This is a genomic window from Sphingobium sp. RS1, assembly GCF_056156825.1.
On sequence record NZ_JBLZXE010000002.1, the window covers coordinates 3,433,551 to 3,451,500 of the forward strand.

Below are 17,950 nucleotides of genomic sequence, written 5' to 3' on the forward strand. Positions count from 1 at the left end.
GGCGTCACACCGTCTGCGGCGGCGCTTCGAACCGGTCGATCACCCAGTCCTCCGCCTGGGCGCCGCCGATCCACTCCTGCATCCAGGGATGGGCTATGATGGCGCGCATATAGGCTTCGGCGAAGCGGGCGACGGGCAGTTGATAGGTGATGAACCGGGTGACCACGGGCGCGAACATGACGTCGACCGCGCCGAACTGGCCGAACAGAAAGTCGCCTTTGCCGCCATGGCGGGCGCGGGCCTGCGCCCAAAGTTGCATGATGCGGGCGATATCCTGCGTCACCGCATCGGATGGCGGGACGGCCGGATAGATTTGCCGGATGTTCATGCTGTGCTCGCGCCGTAGCGCGGCAAAGCTGCTGTGCATTTCCGCCGCCATGGAACGGGCCATGGCGCGGGCGGCCGGATCGGCCGGCCAGAACAGGTCGCCGCCGGTCTTTTCGTTGAGATATTCGACGATGGCGAGGCTGTCCCACACAACGACATCGTCGCCGTCCCAGAGAATCGGCACCTTGCCGGATGAGGGGGCGAACTCGTCGCCTTCGCGCCGCTTTTCCCATTCCTCGTCATAGAGGGGGACGACCACCTCCTCGAAGGGAAGGGTGGACAATTTGCAGGCGAGCCAGCCGCGCAGCGACCAGCTCGAATAGGCTTTGTTGCCAATGAACAGCTTCATCATCCCGTCTTCTTAGACGGGGGATGCGCGGCAAGTCGAGAAGGAAGGTCCAGCGCCGGGAATTTGGCAAAGCCAGTTGGAGGCCCGAGCCGGAATCGAACCGGCGTGCAAGGATTTGCAGTCCTCTGCGTCACCACTCCGCCATCGGGCCTCGGCGTGGGACGCCGCAAATGTGCGGCTTTGGATGCAAAGTCAAGCCGCCAATGTCGCCATAGTGTCAAGAATCTTGGGCCATGGCGCGCAAAGCCGCTTGGCGCGGCGCGCGCGCTGATTTAGAGGTCCGATGACTATCTTAGTGTATTGCATTGCCAATACAGTTGTGCCAAGCCCACTGGACGAAGCGAGAAATGATCGTGACCGAGCAGAATTATTCTTCGATGCGGACCGCCATGGTCGAAAGCCAGTTGCGCACCAGCGACGTGGACGACCAGCGCGTCATCGCCGCGATGGCCAAGGTGCCGCGCGAGGAATTCGTGCCCGCGGAGCGCCGGGCCATGGCCTATATCGACCGGCCGATCCCGCTGGCGGGTGGCCGCGCGCTGAACCCGCCGCTGGTGACCGGCCGCCTGCTGAGCGAGGCGCAGGTTGCCGCTGGCGACAAGGTGCTGCTGGTCGGTGCCGCGACCGGCTATGCCGCGGCGCTGCTGGCCGACATGGGTGCGCAGGTGACGGCGGTCGAGGAAGAGGGCGGACCGGAGATCATGGTTGCCGGCGCGACGGTCGTGCGCGGCCCCCTGAAGGACGGCGCCGCTGGCGGTGCGCCCTATGACGTGCTTTTCATCGACGGCGCGGTGGAGGAAGTCCCCGCAACGCTCGTTCAGCAGCTTGCCGATGACGCCCGCGTGGTTACGGGCATCGCGGATCGCGGCGTGACGCGCCTGAGCAGCGGCCGGGTGGTTGCCGGGGTACTGGGCCTGAACAGCCTGGTCGATATCGAAATGGTGGTGTTGCCGGGGTTCGGCGCACCGAAGGCTTTTGAATTCTGAAAGATGATGGGCGGGGATAGATGACGGCGAAGCGCAAATTTTATCGGCATCATGCCGCGGCCGCTTTGCTGTTGCTGTCTTCCGCTCTGACGGCTTCGGCGCAGGCCGAAACCTTGCAGGGCGCACTGGCCAAGGCCTATGTGTCCAACCCGACGCTGACGGGGGCACGCGCCGGACAGCGCGCGACGGATGAGAATGTGCCGATCCAGAAGGCCGCCGGGCGTCCCAACGCGGATGTCACCGGCAGCTTTTCCGAAAGCGTCCTCAAGCCGACGATCAGCTTCACCTCGCCGCAGCGGACAGTGAATGCGCAGGCGTCGCTCAACGTTCCCATCTATTCCGGCGGCGCGGTACGCAACGGGGTGAAGGCGGCCAAGGTTCGGGTCGAAGCCGGGCAGGCCAATCTGCGTGGAACTGAGGCCAGCATCTTCTCGCAGGTGGTTGCGGCCTATATGGACGTGATCCGCGACAATGCGGTGCTCTCGCTCAATCAGTCGAACGTCAAGGCGCTGGAGATCAATCTTCAGGCGACCAACGACCGGTTCGAGGTCGGCGACGTGACCCGCACCGACGTGGCACAGTCGCAGTCGCGCCTCGCCATTGCCCGGTCCGATTTGCAGACGGCCGAAGCCAATCTGGTGGCGAGCCGCGAAAATTATCTGGCGCTGGTGGGTGAGGCGCCCGGCACGCTGGATGCGCCGCCGGCCTTGCCGGGCCTGCCGGCCACGCCGCAGATCGCGGTGCAGGTGGCGCTGAACGACAATCCCGACATATTGGCGGCCAAGCAGAGCCGGGTCGCGGCGGGCTATGATGTGAAGGTGGCGCGGGCAGGGCGATTGCCGACCGTCACCGGCTTTACCCAGGCGGGCTATACCAACTATCTGCACACGCTGGGCGGCACCGCGCAGGATGCGCAGGGCAATGCCGTGGAGGGGCCGCAGGTCAACAAGCAGGCTGCCGCCGGCGTGCAGCTGAGCATTCCGCTCTATCAGGGCGGTCGCCCCGCCGCGCAGGTGCGCCAGAATCAGGCGCTGGAATCGCAGGCGATCGAACGCGAGATCGAGGTGGAGCGTGGTGTCATTTCCCAGACCCGCGCCGCCTATGCCAGCTGGCAGGCGTCGCTGGAGAGCATCGAATCGAATCAGAAGGCGGTCGAGGCCGCCAACCTGTCGCTGGAGGGCGTGCGGGCCGAAAACAGCGTGGGCAGCCGTACCATCCTCGACATCCTGAATGCGGAGCAGGAAGCGCTCAATGCGAAGGTGCTGCTGGTGACGGCACAGCGCAACGCCTATGTCGCCGGCTTCAGCGTGCTGGCCGCGATGGGCCATGCCGAAGCGAATGATCTGGGGCTGGATAGCGGCACGCTCTACGACCCGATGGTCAATTATGAGCGGGTGAAGGGCAAGTGGCTGGACTGGAGCTTTGATGGCAAGCCGGCGCCGGTTGCGACGCGGACCGTTGACACGCCCGCGCAAAACGCCAATGTCGAGCCCGCTACACGGCAGCCTTAACCGCTTGTTAACCCGGCTGGGTAATTTTAAAGGTTAAGGATGCGCAATGCGGGTTGGACGGGGACTATCCATGGGTGACATGACCAAGGAACCCTCGATGGAAGAGATACTCTCGTCCATCAAGCGGATCATCGCCGAAGAGGGTGAGGAAGCGGTGCAGGCCCCACCCCGCCGCATGCGGGCCGAGGCAAAGGCCGCGCCCGCGCCGGTGGAACCTGTCTACATCGAACCCGTCGTCGAAGAAGTGCTGGAACTGACCGACGAGATTGCGGAGGAGGAAGTCGTGCCCGCCCCCAAAGCCACGCCCAAGACCGTGAACGCCGCTGACGCGGACGATTCGATCCTTTCGGTGGAAAGCGAAGTCGCCGCGCGTCATTCGCTGTCGGCACTCTCTTCCATGCTGGTCACGCCCAAGGATGGCGGCGACAATACGCTGGAAGGGCTGGTCCGCGCGATGCTCAAGCCCATGCTGAAGGAATGGCTCGACACGCGTCTGCCTTCGATGGTCGAAGAGATGGTGGCGAAGGAAATTTCGCGCATCACCGGACGCTGATTCGCGTTCTTGCGGTCGCTTTCGCGGCGGCCTAGACCCTTGGCATCCTGACGGCGCCGATCGTGCGCCGCCTGCATGATCCAAGGGTGATTTTCCATGAAGACTTTCCTGCTCGCAGCGGTTGGCGCGATGGCCCTGACCGCCGCGCCTGCGCTGGCGCGTCCGTTCACGCCGGCCGATATGGTGGGGCTGGACCGCATCGCCGCACCGGCCGTGTCGCCGGACGGCAAATGGCTGGCCTATCAGTTGCGCAGTACCGATCTGGCCGCGAACAAGGGGCGGATGGACCTGTATCTGCTGGATATCAGCAAGGCCGGGCAGGTGCCGAAGCTGATCGCGTCGAAGCCTGACAAGAATGAGGTGTCGCCGGTCTTCTCGCCTGATGGCACGGCGCTCTATTTCCAGTCCAACGCCAGTGGTGACGACCAGCTGTGGCGCGTGGCGCTGAGCGGCGGCGAGCCGGTGCAGGTCAGCAAGGCGCCGGGCGGCATCAGCGGTTTCCTGCTCAGCCCCGACGGCAGCAAGGTGGCACTGTGGGCCGATCGCCCTGTCGGTGCGAAAACGATCGACGATGTAAAGGCCGATGTGCCCAGGGAGGCGGGATCGGGCCGCGTCTATGACCAGCTATTCGTGCGCCATTGGGATACATGGGCGGACGGGCAACGCTCGCAGATCTTCGTGATGCCGGTCGCGGGCGGCCCTGCCGTGTCGGTCATGGGCGGGCTGGTTGGCGACAGCCCGTCCAAGCCCTTTGGCGGCGCGGAGGAAATTGCGTGGGGCAGGGACGGCAAGACCTTGTTCTTCGCACTGCGCGAGGCGGGGCGGATCGAGCCGCTGTCGACCAATCTCGACATCTTCTCGGTGCCGGCCGATGGCAGTGCGGCGCCGACCAACCTGACGCAAGCCAATGATGCGACCGATACGCTGCCGACCGTATCGCCCGATGGGCAGTGGCTCGCCTATGTGGCGATGAAGCGGCCGGGCTATGAGGCTGACCGGCAGGTGCTGATGCTGCGCAACATTGCCAGCGGCGAGACGAAGGCGCTGACCGAGGGCTGGGACCGCTCTGTGGCGTCAATCGCCTGGGAGGCGAATGGCAAGGGGCTGCTCGTCACCGCCAATGATGTGCTCGACAATCCGGTGTTCCGGGTCGATGCCATGTCGGGCAAGGTGGTGCGGCTGACGCAGAAGGGGCATGCCGGCAGCGTGGTGTCGCTGCCGCAGGGTGGCTTCGTCTATGCGATGGACAGCATCCAGTCGCCGGCCGATTTCTGGAAGATGCCGGGCGGCAAGGGTGTTGGGGGCAAGCCCGTTCGCCTGACTGATGTGAACGCGGCCAAGCTGGCTGGCGTGGACGATGTGTCGGTGGAGCGGTTCAGCTTCAAGGGCGCCAATGGCGACACGGTCTGGGGGCAGATCGTCAAACCCCTCAACCCGTCCGCCAGCGGCACGGTGAAGAAGCTGCCGGTCGCTTTTCTGGTGCATGGCGGGCCGCAGGGCAGTTTCAACGATTCATGGTCCTATCGCTGGAACCCCAAGGCGTTCGCGGCGCATGGCTATGCAGCGGTGATCGTCGATTTCCATGGCTCCACCGGCTATGGGCAGGCCTTCACCGACGCCATCAACAAGGATTGGGGCGGCAAGCCGCTTGAAGACCTGAAGCTGGGCCTTGCCGCCGCAGCGGCCAAGGATGCGGAGGTCGACGCAACCAACGCCTGCGCGCTGGGCGCCAGCTATGGCGGTTACATGATGAACTGGATCGAGGGGCAGTGGGCCGACGGGTTCAAGTGCATCGTCCAGCATGACGGCGTGTTCGACGCCCGCGCCATGGCCTATGAAACCGAGGAACTCTGGTTCGACGAATGGGAGCATGGCGGCCCCTATTATGAGAAGCCGGAGGAGTTCGAGAAATGGAACCCGGTCAATCATGTCGCCGCGTGGAAGACGCCGATGCTGGTGGTAACGGGCGAGAAGGACTTCCGCATCCCCTACACACAGGGTCTGGCCGCCTTTACCGCGCTCCAGCGGCGGGATATCCCCTCGAAGCTGCTGGTCTTCCCCGACGAAAATCACTGGGTTCTGAAGCCGAAGAACTCGCTGCAATGGTATGGCGAGGCGCTCGGCTGGCTGGACAAGTGGACGGGTAAGTAAAAGCGCTGGAACCTTATGGAAAGGCGCATTATGGCGCCTTTCCATGACCGAACTGCCCAAAACCTTCGACCCCGCCGATATCGAATCCCGCTGGTACGCCCATTGGGAAGAGAAGGGCCTGTTCCGCCCCGAACGGCCGGACGCGACGCCCTTCACCATCGTCAACCCGCCGCCCAACGTGACCGGCAGCCTGCATATCGGCCATGCGCTCGACAATACGTTGCAGGATATCGTGATCCGTTACGAGCGGCTGCGCGGCAAGGATGCGCTGTGGGTGGTCGGCACCGACCATGCCGGCATCGCGACGCAGATGGTGGTGGAGCGCCAGCTCAACGCGCAGCAGCAGAAGCGCACCGATTTCACTCGCGAGCAGTTCGTCGAAAAGGTGTGGGAATGGAAGGCCGAAAGCGGCGGCGCGATCACGCGACAGCTGCGGCGCCTCGGCTGCTCGATGGACTGGGCGAACGAACGTTTCACTATGGACGAGGGCTTTTCCAAGGCGGTCATCAAGACCTTCGTGGAACTGCACAAGCGCGGCCTGCTGTACCGCGACAAGCGGCTGGTGAACTGGGACCCGCATTTCCGCTCCGCGATCTCGGACCTTGAGGTCGAGACGGTCGAGACGAAGGGCGGTTTCTGGCGCTTCCGCTATCCGCTGGCGGACGGTGTCACGCTGGCCGACGGCAGCGACCATATCGTCGTCGCCACCACGCGGCCCGAAACCATGCTGGCCGATATGGCGATCGCCGTGCATCCCGACGATGAGCGCTACAAGGCGGTCATCGGCAAGGAAATCCTCCAGCCGATCACCGGCCGTCGTTTCAGGATCGTTGCCGACGAACATGCCGACCCGGCGCTGGGCACCGGCGCGGTCAAGATCACGCCGGGGCATGACTTCAACGACTTCGACGTGGGCAAGCGCGCAGGCTTCAAGGCCGGCGAGATGCTCAACATGTTCGATGCAGACGCGAATGTGGTGCAGACCGCCGACGGCCTGATCCCCGATCGCTTCCTCGGCCTCCACCGCTTCAAGAAGGATGGCGTGGACGGCGCCCGCGAAGCCGTGGTCGCGGAGATGAAGGCGTTGGGCTTCCTCGTCCCCCATGTCACCAAGAACAAGGAAGGCGAGGAAGTCTCGGCCGATTTCGAGCCGCGCACCATCCAGACGCCGTTCGGCGACCGGTCCAACGTGGTCATCGAACCCTGGCTGACCGACCAATGGTATGTCGACGCGGAAAAGCTGGCGATCGCCCCGACCAAGGCCGTGCGCGATGGTGCGATCGAGATCGTGCCGAAGACCTGGGAAAAGACCTTCTTCAACTGGATGGAGAATATCCAGCCCTGGTGCGTGTCGCGCCAGCTCTGGTGGGGGCATCAGATCCCGGCCTGGTTCGACGAGGACGGCAACAGCTATGTCGCTGAAAGCGAAGCCGAGGCGCAGGCGCTGGCCGGCAACAAGGTGCTGACCCGCGATCCCGACGTCCTCGATACCTGGTTCTCTTCTGCGCTCTGGCCGTTCGGCACGCTGGGCTGGCCGGAGCAGAGCGACAAGCTGTCGCGCCATTACCCCAATGATCTGCTCATCAGCGGCTTCGACATCCTGTTCTTCTGGGACGCGCGGATGGCGATGCAGGGGATGGAGTTCATGGGCGATGTCCCGTGGCGCAAGCTCTACCTGCACGGCCTCGTCCGCGCGGCGGACGGACAGAAAATGTCCAAGTCCAAGGGCAATGTGGTCGATCCGCTGGGCCTGATCGACAAGTTTGGCGCGGATGCGCTGCGCTTCTTCATGGCGGCGATGGAAAGCCAGGGCCGCGACGTGAAGATGGATGAGAAGCGGGTCGAGGGCTATCGCAACTTCGCAACGAAGCTGTGGAACGCCGCGCGCTTCCTCCAGTCGAACGGCGTGACGGCGTCCACCAGCCATGAAGCGCCCCATGCCACGCTGCCGGTCAACCGCTGGATCATCGCGGAGACGGTCGCGACCGTGCAGGCGATCGACACGGCCATGACCGAACTGCGCTTCGACGCGGCCGCCAACGCCATCTATCATTTCGTCTGGGACCAGTTTTGCGACTGGTATATCGAGCTCACCAAGGGCGCGATGGATGGCGAGACGAAGGCCGTCGCGGGCTGGGCGTTCGACCAGATTCTCGTGATGCTGCATCCCTTCATGCCCTTCATCACCGAAGAATTGTGGCACCTGACCGGCGCGCGCGAGAGCGAACTGATCGTCGCGCAATGGCCGCAGGCGCTGGCGGCCGTCGACACCGACGCACAGGCGGAGATCGACTGGCTGATCCGGCTGGTGAGCGCAATCCGCACCGCGCGCACCGAACTCAATGTGCCGCCCGGCGCGAAGCTGCCGATGGTCGTGCGTGACGCGGCGGAAGGCACACAGCGCCGTCTGGACCGTCAGGGCGTGGCGTTGGGGCGCCTCGGCCGCGTTGAAAGTCTGACCTTTGGCGAACCGCCAGCGGGCGGCGCGGCGCAGATCGTGGTGGATGAAGCGACCTTCATCCTGCCGCTGGAAGGCGTGATCGACATCGCGGCCGAAAAGACCCGCCTCGCCAAGGCGCTGGCCGCGGCGGAGAAGGAGCGGGATGGTCTGGGCGGTCGCCTGTCCAACCCCAGCTTCGTGGAGAAGGCCAAGCCCGAAGCCGTCGCCAAGGCGCGCGAGGATCATGCCGAAAAGACGGCGGAGGCCGAGCGGCTGAAGGCGGCGCTGGAGCGATTGGGCTGAGCCATTGCATCGGCTCAACCGGGGATAATGCCTACTATCGTTCGTCCTGAGCTTGTCGAAGGACCTTTCTTTCTTGAAGAAAGAGAAGGGCTTCGACAGGCTCAGCCCGAACGGGAACAGGGGTTTGCGTTTTAAGGCGCACGGAAAGGGAGGCCGATGGCAGGGACGGACGGGCGCGCAGAGAGGGCAGGCGCGAAGGACCTTACGCAGGGGCCGATTGCGGCAACCCTGCTGCTGTTTGCCATTCCGACGCTGGCGTCCAATATCCTCCAGTCGCTCAACGGATCGATCAACGCGATCTGGGTCGGGCGCTTTTTGGGCGCGCAGGCGCTGGCGGCGACGGCCAACGCCAATATCATCATGTTCCTGATGTTCTCGGTCGTGTTCGGGTTCGGCATGGCGTCGACCGTGGTGATCGCCCAGTCGGTCGGCGCGCGCGATATCGACGCGGCGCGACGGGCCTTTGGCTCGGCGGTCGGCTTCTGCTCGATATTGGGGCTGGGCGTCGCGATCACCGGCTGGATCGGCGCGCCGGCGCTGTTGCACATGCTGGCGACGCCGGTCGAGGCGTTCGATCTGGCGCTGGTCTATCTGCGCGTCATCTTCTTTGCCATGCCCGCGACCCTGCTGGTGGTGATGATTATGATGGGGCTGCGCGGGGCGGGCGATGCGCGCACGCCGCTCATCTTCATGATCGTCAGCGTGGCGATCGACCTGGTGCTGAACCCGGTGCTGATCCTGGGGCTGGGGCCGATCCCCGCCTATGGCATCGCCGGATCGGCAGCGGCCACGGCGGCGGCCGGGATCATCAGCCTGATCGGGGTGGTGGCCTTCATTTACGCGAAGGACATGCCGTTGCGGCTGCGCGGCGCGGAATTGCGTTATTTGTGGCCCGCTGCCGATCAGTTGCGGATTTTGGTGGCCAAGGGGCTGCCGATGGGCCTCCAGATGATCGTCATGTCCGCCTCCGGCCTCGTCATGATCGGCCTCGTCAACCGGGAGGGGTTGCTGGTGACGGCGGCCTATGGCGCGGCGCAGCAGATATGGACCTATCTCCAGATGCCGGCGATGGCGATGGGCGCGGCGGTGAGCGCCATGGCGGCGCAGAATGTGGGTGCCGGGCGATGGGACCGCGTCGGCAAGATCGCCGGCTATGGCATTGCCTATCTGCTGGCGGTCACCGGGACGATGATCCTCATCATCCTGCTGTTCCATGCGCCTTTGCTGTCGCTGTTCCTGGGCAGCAATCAGGCGGCGATCGACGCGGCCTGGCATATGCAGTTGCTCGCCAGCTGGAGCTTCATGATCTTCGGCGTGACCATGATCCTGTTCGGGGTGATGCGCGCCAATGGCGTGGTGGTGGCGCCGCTGTTGATCCTGACCTTCACCCTGTTCGGGGTGCGGCTGGGCTTCTATGAACTGGGCTATCCGTCGATGGGCGCCGACGCTTTGTGGCTGAGCTTCCCTGTCGGATCGGGAGTCGCACTGCTGCTGGCCTGGGCCGTCTATGCGAAGGGCGGCTGGCGCAAGGCCAGGCTGATGGTGCCCGTGCATGCGGAAGAATGCCGCGAGGCGGTGAACAGCGAGGCGGAACCGGCCGGGCGGATCGCGCCGGCGGGGTAATCGAAGGCCGCTTAGCGCCCCTGATTACGCCAGCGGGTGATGGTGCGTTCCAGGATGTCGGCTTCGCTGCCGGCCTGACGCCAGAGTTCGGTAAAGCTGGGGTCGCCCGACGCGGGGCGGCGATGTTCTTCCAGATTGTCGAGCGCGACGCGGATCGGCACGGCGACACCTTCGCCGCAGATGATCGCCTCCCGGTTGCGCAGCGCCGGGATCGAATCGAGGAAGCCGCGCGCGCCTTCGGGCATGGCGGCCTTCACGAAAGCCTGATCTCGGTCGTTGTTGAGGCGCATCGAAATGATGGTGCCGCACTGTGACAGCACGCCTTCGGCAAGGTCGGATGGACGTTGGGTGATGAGGCCCAGCGAAATGCCGTATTTACGGCCTTCCTTGGCGATCCGTTCCAGTATCTTGCGCACGGCCTGACCGTTGCCGGTGGTCGTGTTGGGGATATAGCGGTGCGCTTCTTCGCAGACGAGGAGGATGGGGCGCTGCGGCTCGTCGCGCGCCCAGATGGCATAGTCGAACACCAGCCGTGACAGCACCGACACCACGGTCGATGTGATGTCGGACGGCATGGCCGACACGTCGATAATGGAGATGGGCTTGCCGTCGGAGGGCAGGCGGAAAATCTTTGCAAGGAACGCCTGCATCGTGTCCGCGACCAGCATGCCGGAGAACATGAAGCTGTAGCGCGGATCGGCCTTGATCTCGTCGATCTTGGTCTTCAGCCGCATATAGGGCAGCGAATTGGTGCCCTTGTCGAGCTTGCCCATCTCATTCTGGAGAATGGTGGTGAGGTCCGACAGCAGATAGGGAACGGGCGAATCGACCGTCAGCCGGCCGATGCTTTCGGCGAGGCGGTTCTTCGACCGGGCGGCCAGCAGGCATTTGGCGAGGATATCGCTGTCCACCGTGCGTTCGGAGCCGGAGGAGGTGACGAACACCTCGCAATGCTCCTCAAAATTCATCAGCCAATAGGGCAAAGCGAGGTTGTTCACGTCATAGACCGCGCCATTGCTGGCGAAGGCGGCGCCATATTCGCCATGGGGGTCGATCATGACGATATGCCCCTGCGGCGACAGGTCGCAGATGCGGTGCAGGATCAGCGCCGCGCTGGTCGATTTACCCGTACCGGTCGAACCCAGCAGCGCGAAATGCTTGCCCAACATGGAGTCGACATAAAGCGCCGCGCGCGTGTCCGCCGTGGGATAGACGGTGCCGATTTCCACGTTGGCGCGGTCATCGGCGGCGTAGATCTGGCGCATATCGTGGCTCGACACCGGGAATATGTCCGTGCCGGGCGTGGGATAGCGGGTAACGCCGCGCCGGAAGCGATAGATGCGGCCGGTCAGCTTTTCCTCATCGCCTTCGCCGAGGAAGTCTATGTCGGCGACGATGCCCTTGCTCGCCTGATCCAGCGTCATGGCGCGGACGCTGGCGACCAGCCAGCTATTGCCGACGCGCATCTTCACCTGGCTGCCGACCTGACCCGCCATGGCGATGCAGGGGTCGGGGTCCTGCCCCAGAATCGCCAGCGTTTGCGCGTCGATCAGCACCTTGGAACTCGACCCGGCAATCTGGAACACCATGCCCATCGTCGGAACCGAAGCAAGATGTGCGGGCGCGGCGGCAGCAGCGGTGAAATGTTGAGCGCCCGGCATATGGGTCATGAGCCTTTGTCGTCCCTTCGACCGGAAAGGCTTCCGGTTAACAGGCCGCTTCTAGGCAAAAGAGGTAAATATTGGCTTATCTGCCTTGCCCTCCCGCATGCGCACGGCCCGCATCAGTGTGGAGCGACAAGGTTAAGAGGCGCTGAGCCGGGGTCCGTAATGGACCAAATGCATGTTCGGGTAGGAACATGGCGCAACTTCGGGCATTGGATATGGGCAACAATCAGGATGGCCACTTGTCCGATACCCTCAAGCCCGATGGCGCGCGCCGCTCTGACGCGATCGCGATCGCCAGGGTCATCTGCATCCTGGGTGTGGTCTATGTCCACGCCTGGACCGGCATGAATGGCGAGGCGCTGCATGCGTTGCGCGGGACGGGGCAGGAAAATCTGCGCTGGTTGCTGATGGAATTGTTCGGACGGAGCGCCGTGCCGTTGCTGGGGCTGATTTCCGGCTGGCTGGTGGCGAACAGCCGGCGCACCCGCGACTGGGGCGAGCATGTCCGGCGCAAGGCACGGACGATCCTGTTGCCGATGGCGCTGTGGAACATCATCGCGATCCTGCTGGTGTCGGGCGCCGCATGGCAGTTCGGGCTGGCCGCGCCGGTGCCGCAGTCGGTCTGGTGGACGATCGACGAGATTTTCATCATCACCCGCAATCCAGACATCAATGTGCAGATGCCGTTCCTGCGCGACCTGTTCCTGTGCATGATCGCCGCGCCGCTGCTGGTGCGCCTGCCCAACTGGTCGCTGCTGCTGATCGCGCTGGTCGCTGCCGGGTGCCAGATTGCCGGCTTTGGTCCGCCGGTGCTGATGCGGGCCTCGATCCTCGTCTTTTTCGCGCTCGGCATATTGGCGCAGCGCGGTGGCTGGGCGGAGAAGGTAGCCGCGCGGCCGCTGCTGCTGATGGCGCTGCCTTTCGCGCTTTTGATGGCGGGGCAGCTCTATATCGCCGTGTCGACGGCCGATGACGCCTGGCCAGCGGCGCAGCGGGCGCTTGACCTGACATTGCGGATTGCAGCGGCAGTCGCCTTCTGGCGATTTGCATGGGGATTGGCGGGCAGTCCTGCACGCGCGATGCTGCTGCGGATCGAACCCTATGCCTTCTTCCTTTTCTGCGCGCACCTGATCCTGATCTGGCTGGGCGGGCCGGTGCTGGGCGGGCTGTTCGGGCGGATGGGATCGCCGCTCTATCCCCTCTACCTGATCGCGCAGCCCTTCATCATCCTGGGCGTGGTGATGCTAATCGGTGGCGGGCTACGCCGGATCGCGCCAGCGGCCGCCGGGATATTGAGTGGCGGCCGGTTAAAAAAGCCTGAGCCTCATGCGGTTTCGCGACTCGCCACCGTCTGAGCGGCCGCCATGGCGATGGCGAAACTATGCTTGCGCGCGGCCGGATCGAAAATCTGGCCGGTCAGGATCAGTTCGTCGGCCTGTGTCCGGCGGAGGAAGGCGGCGATGTCGCGCTCCACATCCGATTGCGTTCCGATGCTGGACACGCTGAGCACGTCCGACAGCATCGCCTGCGCCTGCATCGGCAGATCGTCATAATAGCCCGGCACCGGCGGTTGCAGCTTGCCCGGCTGGCCGGTGCGCAGCCGCACGAAGGCCTGTTGCATCGAACTGGCCAGCAGTTGCGCCTCTGCCTGGGTGTCGGCGGCGAAGACATTATAGCCGGCCATCACATAGGGATATTTGAGCTGGGCCGAGGGGCGGAAGTCGCGACGATAGATTTCGATCGCCTCGTCCAGCATTGCCGGCGCGAAGTGGGAAGCAAAGGCGTAGGGCAGGCCGAGCGCGGCCGCCAGTTGTGCGCCATAAAGGCTGGAGCCGAGTATCCAGAGCGGGATGTCTGCGCCAGCGCCCGGCGTCGCCTGAATCGGCAGCCGCTCGTCATCGGCGAAATAGGCCTGCAATTCCATCACGTCGCGGGGGAACTGGTCCGGCCCGCCGGACAGGTTGCGGCGGATGGCCTGCGATACCCGCTGGTCGGATCCCGGCGCGCGACCAAGGCCGAGGTCGATGCGGCCGGGGAAAAGCGCGTCGAGCGTGCCGAATTGCTCCGCGATTAGCAGCGGGGCATGATTGGGCAGCATGATCCCGCCCGCACCGATGCGGATGGTCGACGTCGCCTGACCGATATGGGCCAGCACGACTGCCGTTGCGGCCGATGCGATGCCGGGCATGCCATGATGTTCGGCCACCCAGAAACGGTGATAGCCAAGCTGTTCGGCATGGGCGGCAAGGTCCGCCGCGTTGGCGAGCGCCGTGGCGGCATCATCGCCTTCGCGGACGGGGACGAGGTCGAGCAGGGAGAAACGGGTCATGCTCGCCATATGGGAGCATGATGCGTTTTGTTTCAAGACTTAGAGCATGCTGCGTTAAATCCGACGCAGTTCGCATGCTATAAGCTGTTGTTGTCGCATCGTTTTAAGCGGAAAACCGGTTCCCACTTTTCCGCACGATGCTCTAAAAAGTCAGACGGCCCGGCCGAATGTCGGTGCGGGGGCTTCGACCCGGCGACCAAAGCCGGTGGGGCGACGCGCGACCAGCGGATTGGCATCGCGATCCAGCAGCGCCATCGTCTCGGTAAAGCAGGGACGCAGGGCGACGACCACCTCGATCAATTCGTCCGGCCCTTCATGCATTTCCACGCAGCGGCGGGCGACCATTTCGATCTCTTCTGCCATGGCGCTGAGGCGATAGGCGCCGAACTGCGCCGATTCGCCCTTCAGCGTATGGGCCGGGCGAATCAGGTCGACGGCGCTGCGTGCGCGAAAGGCTTCCTCGACGGCGCTGATGGACTTTATGCCATCTTCGCGGAAATAGCCGAGGATACGCAGAAACGCCGCACCCAGTTCACCCCGGGTCCGCGCAAATTCGCTCCAGTTGACCATTTCGGTATCTTGATGGGACACCCGTGCCGCTCCTTCACTCCAACGAGGTGAAAATAAGCGCAGGCGGTAAATAGCGGGTTAAAGCGTGGCGAAATGCCATCGGTTTCGGAGGCAATTCAGTCTGGGCGGGCAAGGGTGAAGCGATGGTCGCCGAGTGCGGTGAAATGCCATCCCTGCGCCAGTGCCAGCGCTTCCAGTTCGCGCGGCGCAATCGGGTCGTCCGCCTCTATGACAATCGCCGGAGCATCGCGCAGGGCACGGGCGGCGCGCAGGGCAGGCCAAGGGCATTTCATGCCCCTGGCGTTCACGGTAACCGGATCGGCGGCCATCGCCCTATTTGGTCGCGTAGGGGTTTTTCTGGCTGCGCAGCGTCAATCGCACCGGTACCGCGCCAAAGCCCAGTTCCTTGCGGATGCCGTTCACCAGATAGCGGCGATAGCTTTCGGGCAGGTCGTCAAGGCGCGTGCCGAACAGCACGAACGTTGGCGGGCGGGTCTTGTTCTGGGTGATATAGCGCAGCTTGATCCGCTTGCCACCCGGCGCCGGCGGCGGATTGGCCTCCAGCGCGGTTTCGAACCAGCGGTTGAGCACGCCGGTCGACACGCGCTGCGACCAGGCGGTGCGGGTTTCGAAGGCGACATGGATCAGGTCGTCCAGCCCCTTTCCGCTGGCCGCCGACACGGTCATGATCGGTACGCCGCGTACCTGCGCCAGACCGTCCGACAACGCCTGCTTGATGCCCTGATAGAGGGCCGAGCCATTTTCGACCGTATCCCATTTGTTGAGCGCGATGACGAGCGCGCGCCCTTCCTCCAGCACGCGATCGGCGATGCGCAGATCCTGCGCCTCCAGCCCGCGCGTGGCATCCAGCAGCAGCACGACCACTTCGGCGAAGTTCACCGCGTTCAGGCCGTCGGACACGGCCAGCTTTTCCAGCTTGTCCTGCACCTTGGCGCGCTTGCGCATGCCCGCGGTATCGATCAGGCGCACGGGGCGATCCAGCCCCTCGCGGCTGGTCCACATCCAGTCGACGGCAATGCTGTCGCGGGTGATGCCGGCTTCCGGGCCGGTCAGCAGGCGGTTTTCGCCCAGAAACTTGTTGATGAGCGTGGACTTGCCCGCATTGGGACGACCGACGATGGCAAGCTTGAGCGGCGCGCCTTCCTCGTCCTCGTAAAATTCCTTCTCTTCCGCCTGAAATTCTTCGCGGTCGAGATGGGGCAGCAACGCCTGGAACAGGTCGGCGAGGCCCTGACCATGTTCCGCGGAAAAGGGAATGGGTTCGCCCAGGCCCAGGCTGAAGGATTCCATGACGCCGTCGTCCGCCGCCTTGCCCTCCGCCTTGTTCGCCAACAGGATGACGGGTTCATCATTGGCGCGCAGCCAGCGGGCGATTTCCTCGTCCAGCGGCGTAATGCCGGCGCGCGCGTCGATCACGAACAGCGCGACGTCGCAATCTTCGACGGCGGCCTCGGTCTGCATCCGCATCCGGCCGGGCAGGGAATTGGCGTCCTCATCCTCATAGCCTGCGGTGTCGACGATGGTGAAATCGAGGCCGAGCAGGCGTGCTTCACCCTCGCGCCGGTCGCGGGTTACGCCGGGCTGGTCGTCGACCAGCGCCAGCTTCTTGCCGACCAGACGGTTGAACAGGGTGGACTTGCCCACATTGGGACGTCCGACGATGGCTACCTTGGGCAGCATGCCCGTATTCCTTCCGAAAATTCAAACCGATTAAACGCGCTACTCCCGCGCAGGCGGGGCCTGCGCGGGAGTAGCGCTTAGCATAAATGTGACGTTTAGCGGAACGCCGTCAATTTTCCATCATCGGCCAGCACATAAAGCATGTTGTTGGCGACGATCGGGGAGAGGGACATCGACTTGTCCATATCCACCGTCGACTGGACGTTGCCGGTCGCCGGATCGACATAGACCATCTCGCCACGGGTCGACACGACGATCAGGCGGCCGCCCGCCAGGACCGGGCCGGTCCAACGAATCGCCTTGTCCTTCTTCTTTTCCTTCTGCCAGCGGCGCAACTGGCTGACCCAGCGGATCTTGCCGGTGGCGCGCGCGACGCAGAGCAGGCGCGCGTCGCTGGTCACCGCGAACACCCATTCGCCGACCACGGCGGGGGTGGAGATTCCGGCGATGTTGATTTCCCACAGGCGCTGGCCGCTGGTCAGTTCATAGCTGGCCATGCGGCCGCCCTGACCGATGGCGAAGACGCGGCCGCGATCGATCACCGGATCGGCATCGATATCGGTCAGCGAGGCCACGGCGGTGGAGATGCTGGTGCGCGATAGCGCATCGCCCCACAGGGTGCGGCCATTTTCGTAGCGATAGGCGGTGATTTCACCCGAGCTGTAGCCTGCGATCACCGTACCCTGCGCGGCGGCCGGGGCGGCGACGCCGAAAATGCCGGTGACCTGCAAGGTGCCGCTATCGGTCCACTGGGTGTCGCCGCTGCCCTGATCGAGCGCGAAAATCTGGTTGTCCTGCCCCATCACATAGACATGGCCATTTTCCAGCGTCGGCGCGCCGCGCAGCGGGCCGCCCGGATGCTTCTTCCAGACGATCGCGCCATCGGCGACATTGAGGGCGAATACATCGCCCAGACCGGTGCTGGCGAACACCTTGTCGCCCAATACGCTGACGCCGCCGCCGAACAGCGCGCGGCCATTGCCCTTGCCTTCGGACGGCAGGTTGGTCTGCCACAGCTTCGAACCGCTGGCCGCGTCGAAGGCGATGACATGCGCGCCCGCGTCGGTGACGAACAGCTTGCCACCGGACACGACCGGCGATGCGGCAAGCCGCGCCTGCGGCGAACTGCCCTCGATCTTGGTGCTCCACACCTGGCTAGGCGAACCGCCCAGCGAGACATGACCCATCGCCTTGGAAGGGTCGCCGCCGGGCTGCGCCCAGGCTTCGTTCACATAGGGGGCGGGCAGGGTGACCTGCACGTCAGCGAGGCTTGGCTCAACCTCGATGCCCTGCTCGTTGCTCAGGATCGACACGCGGTTGCCGACCACGGGGGTCTTGGGGCCGCCCTTCTTGCCGCCGACGACGCCGCAGCCCGCCAGCAGCGCGACCATGGCGGCCATCGTCACCACCCGGCCCATCTTCATGCTTGCCATCCGCTCG

14 protein-coding genes and 1 tRNA gene are annotated in these 17,950 nt (G+C 64.4%); 7 read left to right on the forward strand and 8 right to left on the reverse strand.

Features of this window, described 5'->3' with window-relative positions; translation table 11 throughout:
* Window positions 1–4 precede the first annotated feature (4 nt).
* Together ACNHGR_RS18555 and ACNHGR_RS18560 are read right to left on the reverse strand one after the other, a co-directional pair.
* The gene (locus ACNHGR_RS18555) at window positions 5–679 is read right to left on the reverse strand and encodes a glutathione S-transferase family protein (protein WP_475287960.1); all 675 of its coding nucleotides are present in this window, start codon (window positions 677–679) and stop codon (window positions 5–7) included.
* Window positions 680–753: 74 nt separating this feature from the next.
* Window positions 754–827 (reverse strand) — tRNA-Cys (locus tag ACNHGR_RS18560).
* Window positions 828–1,029: 202 nt separating this feature from the next.
* On the opposite strand from ACNHGR_RS18560, the gene ACNHGR_RS18565 reads away from it, so the two are divergent.
* The 6 genes from ACNHGR_RS18565 (at window position 1,030) to ACNHGR_RS18590 (ending at window position 10,243) form a co-directional block, all read left to right on the forward strand.
* Entirely contained in the window at window positions 1,030–1,662 is a 633-nt protein-coding gene (locus ACNHGR_RS18565; protein WP_475287962.1) for a protein-L-isoaspartate O-methyltransferase family protein, read from the forward strand.
* Between the two features lie 20 nt (window positions 1,663–1,682).
* Window positions 1,683–3,173: a TolC family outer membrane protein gene (locus ACNHGR_RS18570; RefSeq protein ID WP_475287963.1), complete on the forward strand. Its 1,491-nt coding sequence runs from the start codon at window positions 1,683–1,685 to the stop codon at window positions 3,171–3,173.
* 70 nt (window positions 3,174–3,243) lie between these two features.
* Complete coding sequence (locus ACNHGR_RS18575; protein WP_475287965.1) at window positions 3,244–3,726, forward strand: DUF2497 domain-containing protein; 483 nt, start codon at window positions 3,244–3,246, stop codon at window positions 3,724–3,726.
* A 96-nt stretch (window positions 3,727–3,822) separates the two neighbouring features.
* Window positions 3,823–5,877, forward strand: coding sequence for a dipeptidyl-peptidase 5 (locus ACNHGR_RS18580; RefSeq protein ID WP_475287967.1), 2,055 nt, complete (start codon window positions 3,823–3,825; stop codon window positions 5,875–5,877).
* A 43-nt stretch (window positions 5,878–5,920) separates the two neighbouring features.
* Window positions 5,921–8,620 (forward strand): valine--tRNA ligase, encoded by a 2,700-nt coding sequence (locus ACNHGR_RS18585; protein WP_475287969.1) that lies wholly within the window; start codon window positions 5,921–5,923, stop codon window positions 8,618–8,620.
* Between the two features lie 156 nt (window positions 8,621–8,776).
* Window positions 8,777–10,243 (forward strand): MATE family efflux transporter, encoded by a 1,467-nt coding sequence (locus ACNHGR_RS18590; RefSeq protein ID WP_475287971.1) that lies wholly within the window; start codon window positions 8,777–8,779, stop codon window positions 10,241–10,243.
* Between the two features lie 11 nt (window positions 10,244–10,254).
* Here ACNHGR_RS18590 and ACNHGR_RS18595 read toward each other — a convergent pair whose 3' ends face one another.
* Window positions 10,255–11,913: a helicase HerA domain-containing protein gene (locus tag ACNHGR_RS18595; protein WP_184270530.1), complete on the reverse strand. Its 1,659-nt coding sequence runs from the start codon at window positions 11,911–11,913 to the stop codon at window positions 10,255–10,257.
* Between the two features lie 212 nt (window positions 11,914–12,125).
* Here ACNHGR_RS18595 and ACNHGR_RS18600 point away from each other — a divergent pair, with 212 nt between their 5' ends.
* A complete protein-coding gene (locus ACNHGR_RS18600) occupies window positions 12,126–13,265 on the forward strand; it encodes an acyltransferase family protein (protein ID WP_475288475.1) in 1,140 nt (379 codons plus the stop codon).
* Here the strand turns inward: ACNHGR_RS18600 and ACNHGR_RS18605 are convergent.
* From ACNHGR_RS18605 to ACNHGR_RS18625, 5 genes are all read right to left on the reverse strand, one after another.
* Entirely contained in the window at window positions 13,235–14,239 is a 1,005-nt protein-coding gene (locus ACNHGR_RS18605) for an LLM class flavin-dependent oxidoreductase (protein WP_475287974.1), read from the reverse strand. The two genes, ACNHGR_RS18600 and ACNHGR_RS18605, sit on opposite strands and share 31 nt — an antisense overlap.
* A 150-nt stretch (window positions 14,240–14,389) precedes the next feature.
* On the reverse strand, window positions 14,390–14,830 hold the full coding sequence (locus ACNHGR_RS18610) for an Hpt domain-containing protein (protein ID WP_184270539.1): 441 nt from the start codon (window positions 14,828–14,830) through the stop codon (window positions 14,390–14,392).
* A gap of 95 nt (window positions 14,831–14,925) precedes the next feature.
* The gene (locus ACNHGR_RS18615; RefSeq protein ID WP_184270542.1) at window positions 14,926–15,138 is read right to left on the reverse strand and encodes a sulfurtransferase TusA family protein; all 213 of its coding nucleotides are present in this window, start codon (window positions 15,136–15,138) and stop codon (window positions 14,926–14,928) included.
* 4 nt (window positions 15,139–15,142) lie between these two features.
* Window positions 15,143–16,510: a ribosome biogenesis GTPase Der gene (gene der, locus ACNHGR_RS18620; protein WP_475287977.1), complete on the reverse strand. Its 1,368-nt coding sequence runs from the start codon at window positions 16,508–16,510 to the stop codon at window positions 15,143–15,145.
* Window positions 16,511–16,605: 95 nt separating this feature from the next.
* A complete protein-coding gene (locus ACNHGR_RS18625; RefSeq protein ID WP_475287979.1) occupies window positions 16,606–17,943 on the reverse strand; it encodes an outer membrane protein assembly factor BamB family protein in 1,338 nt (445 codons plus the stop codon).
* Window positions 17,944–17,950: the final 7 nt, after the last annotated feature.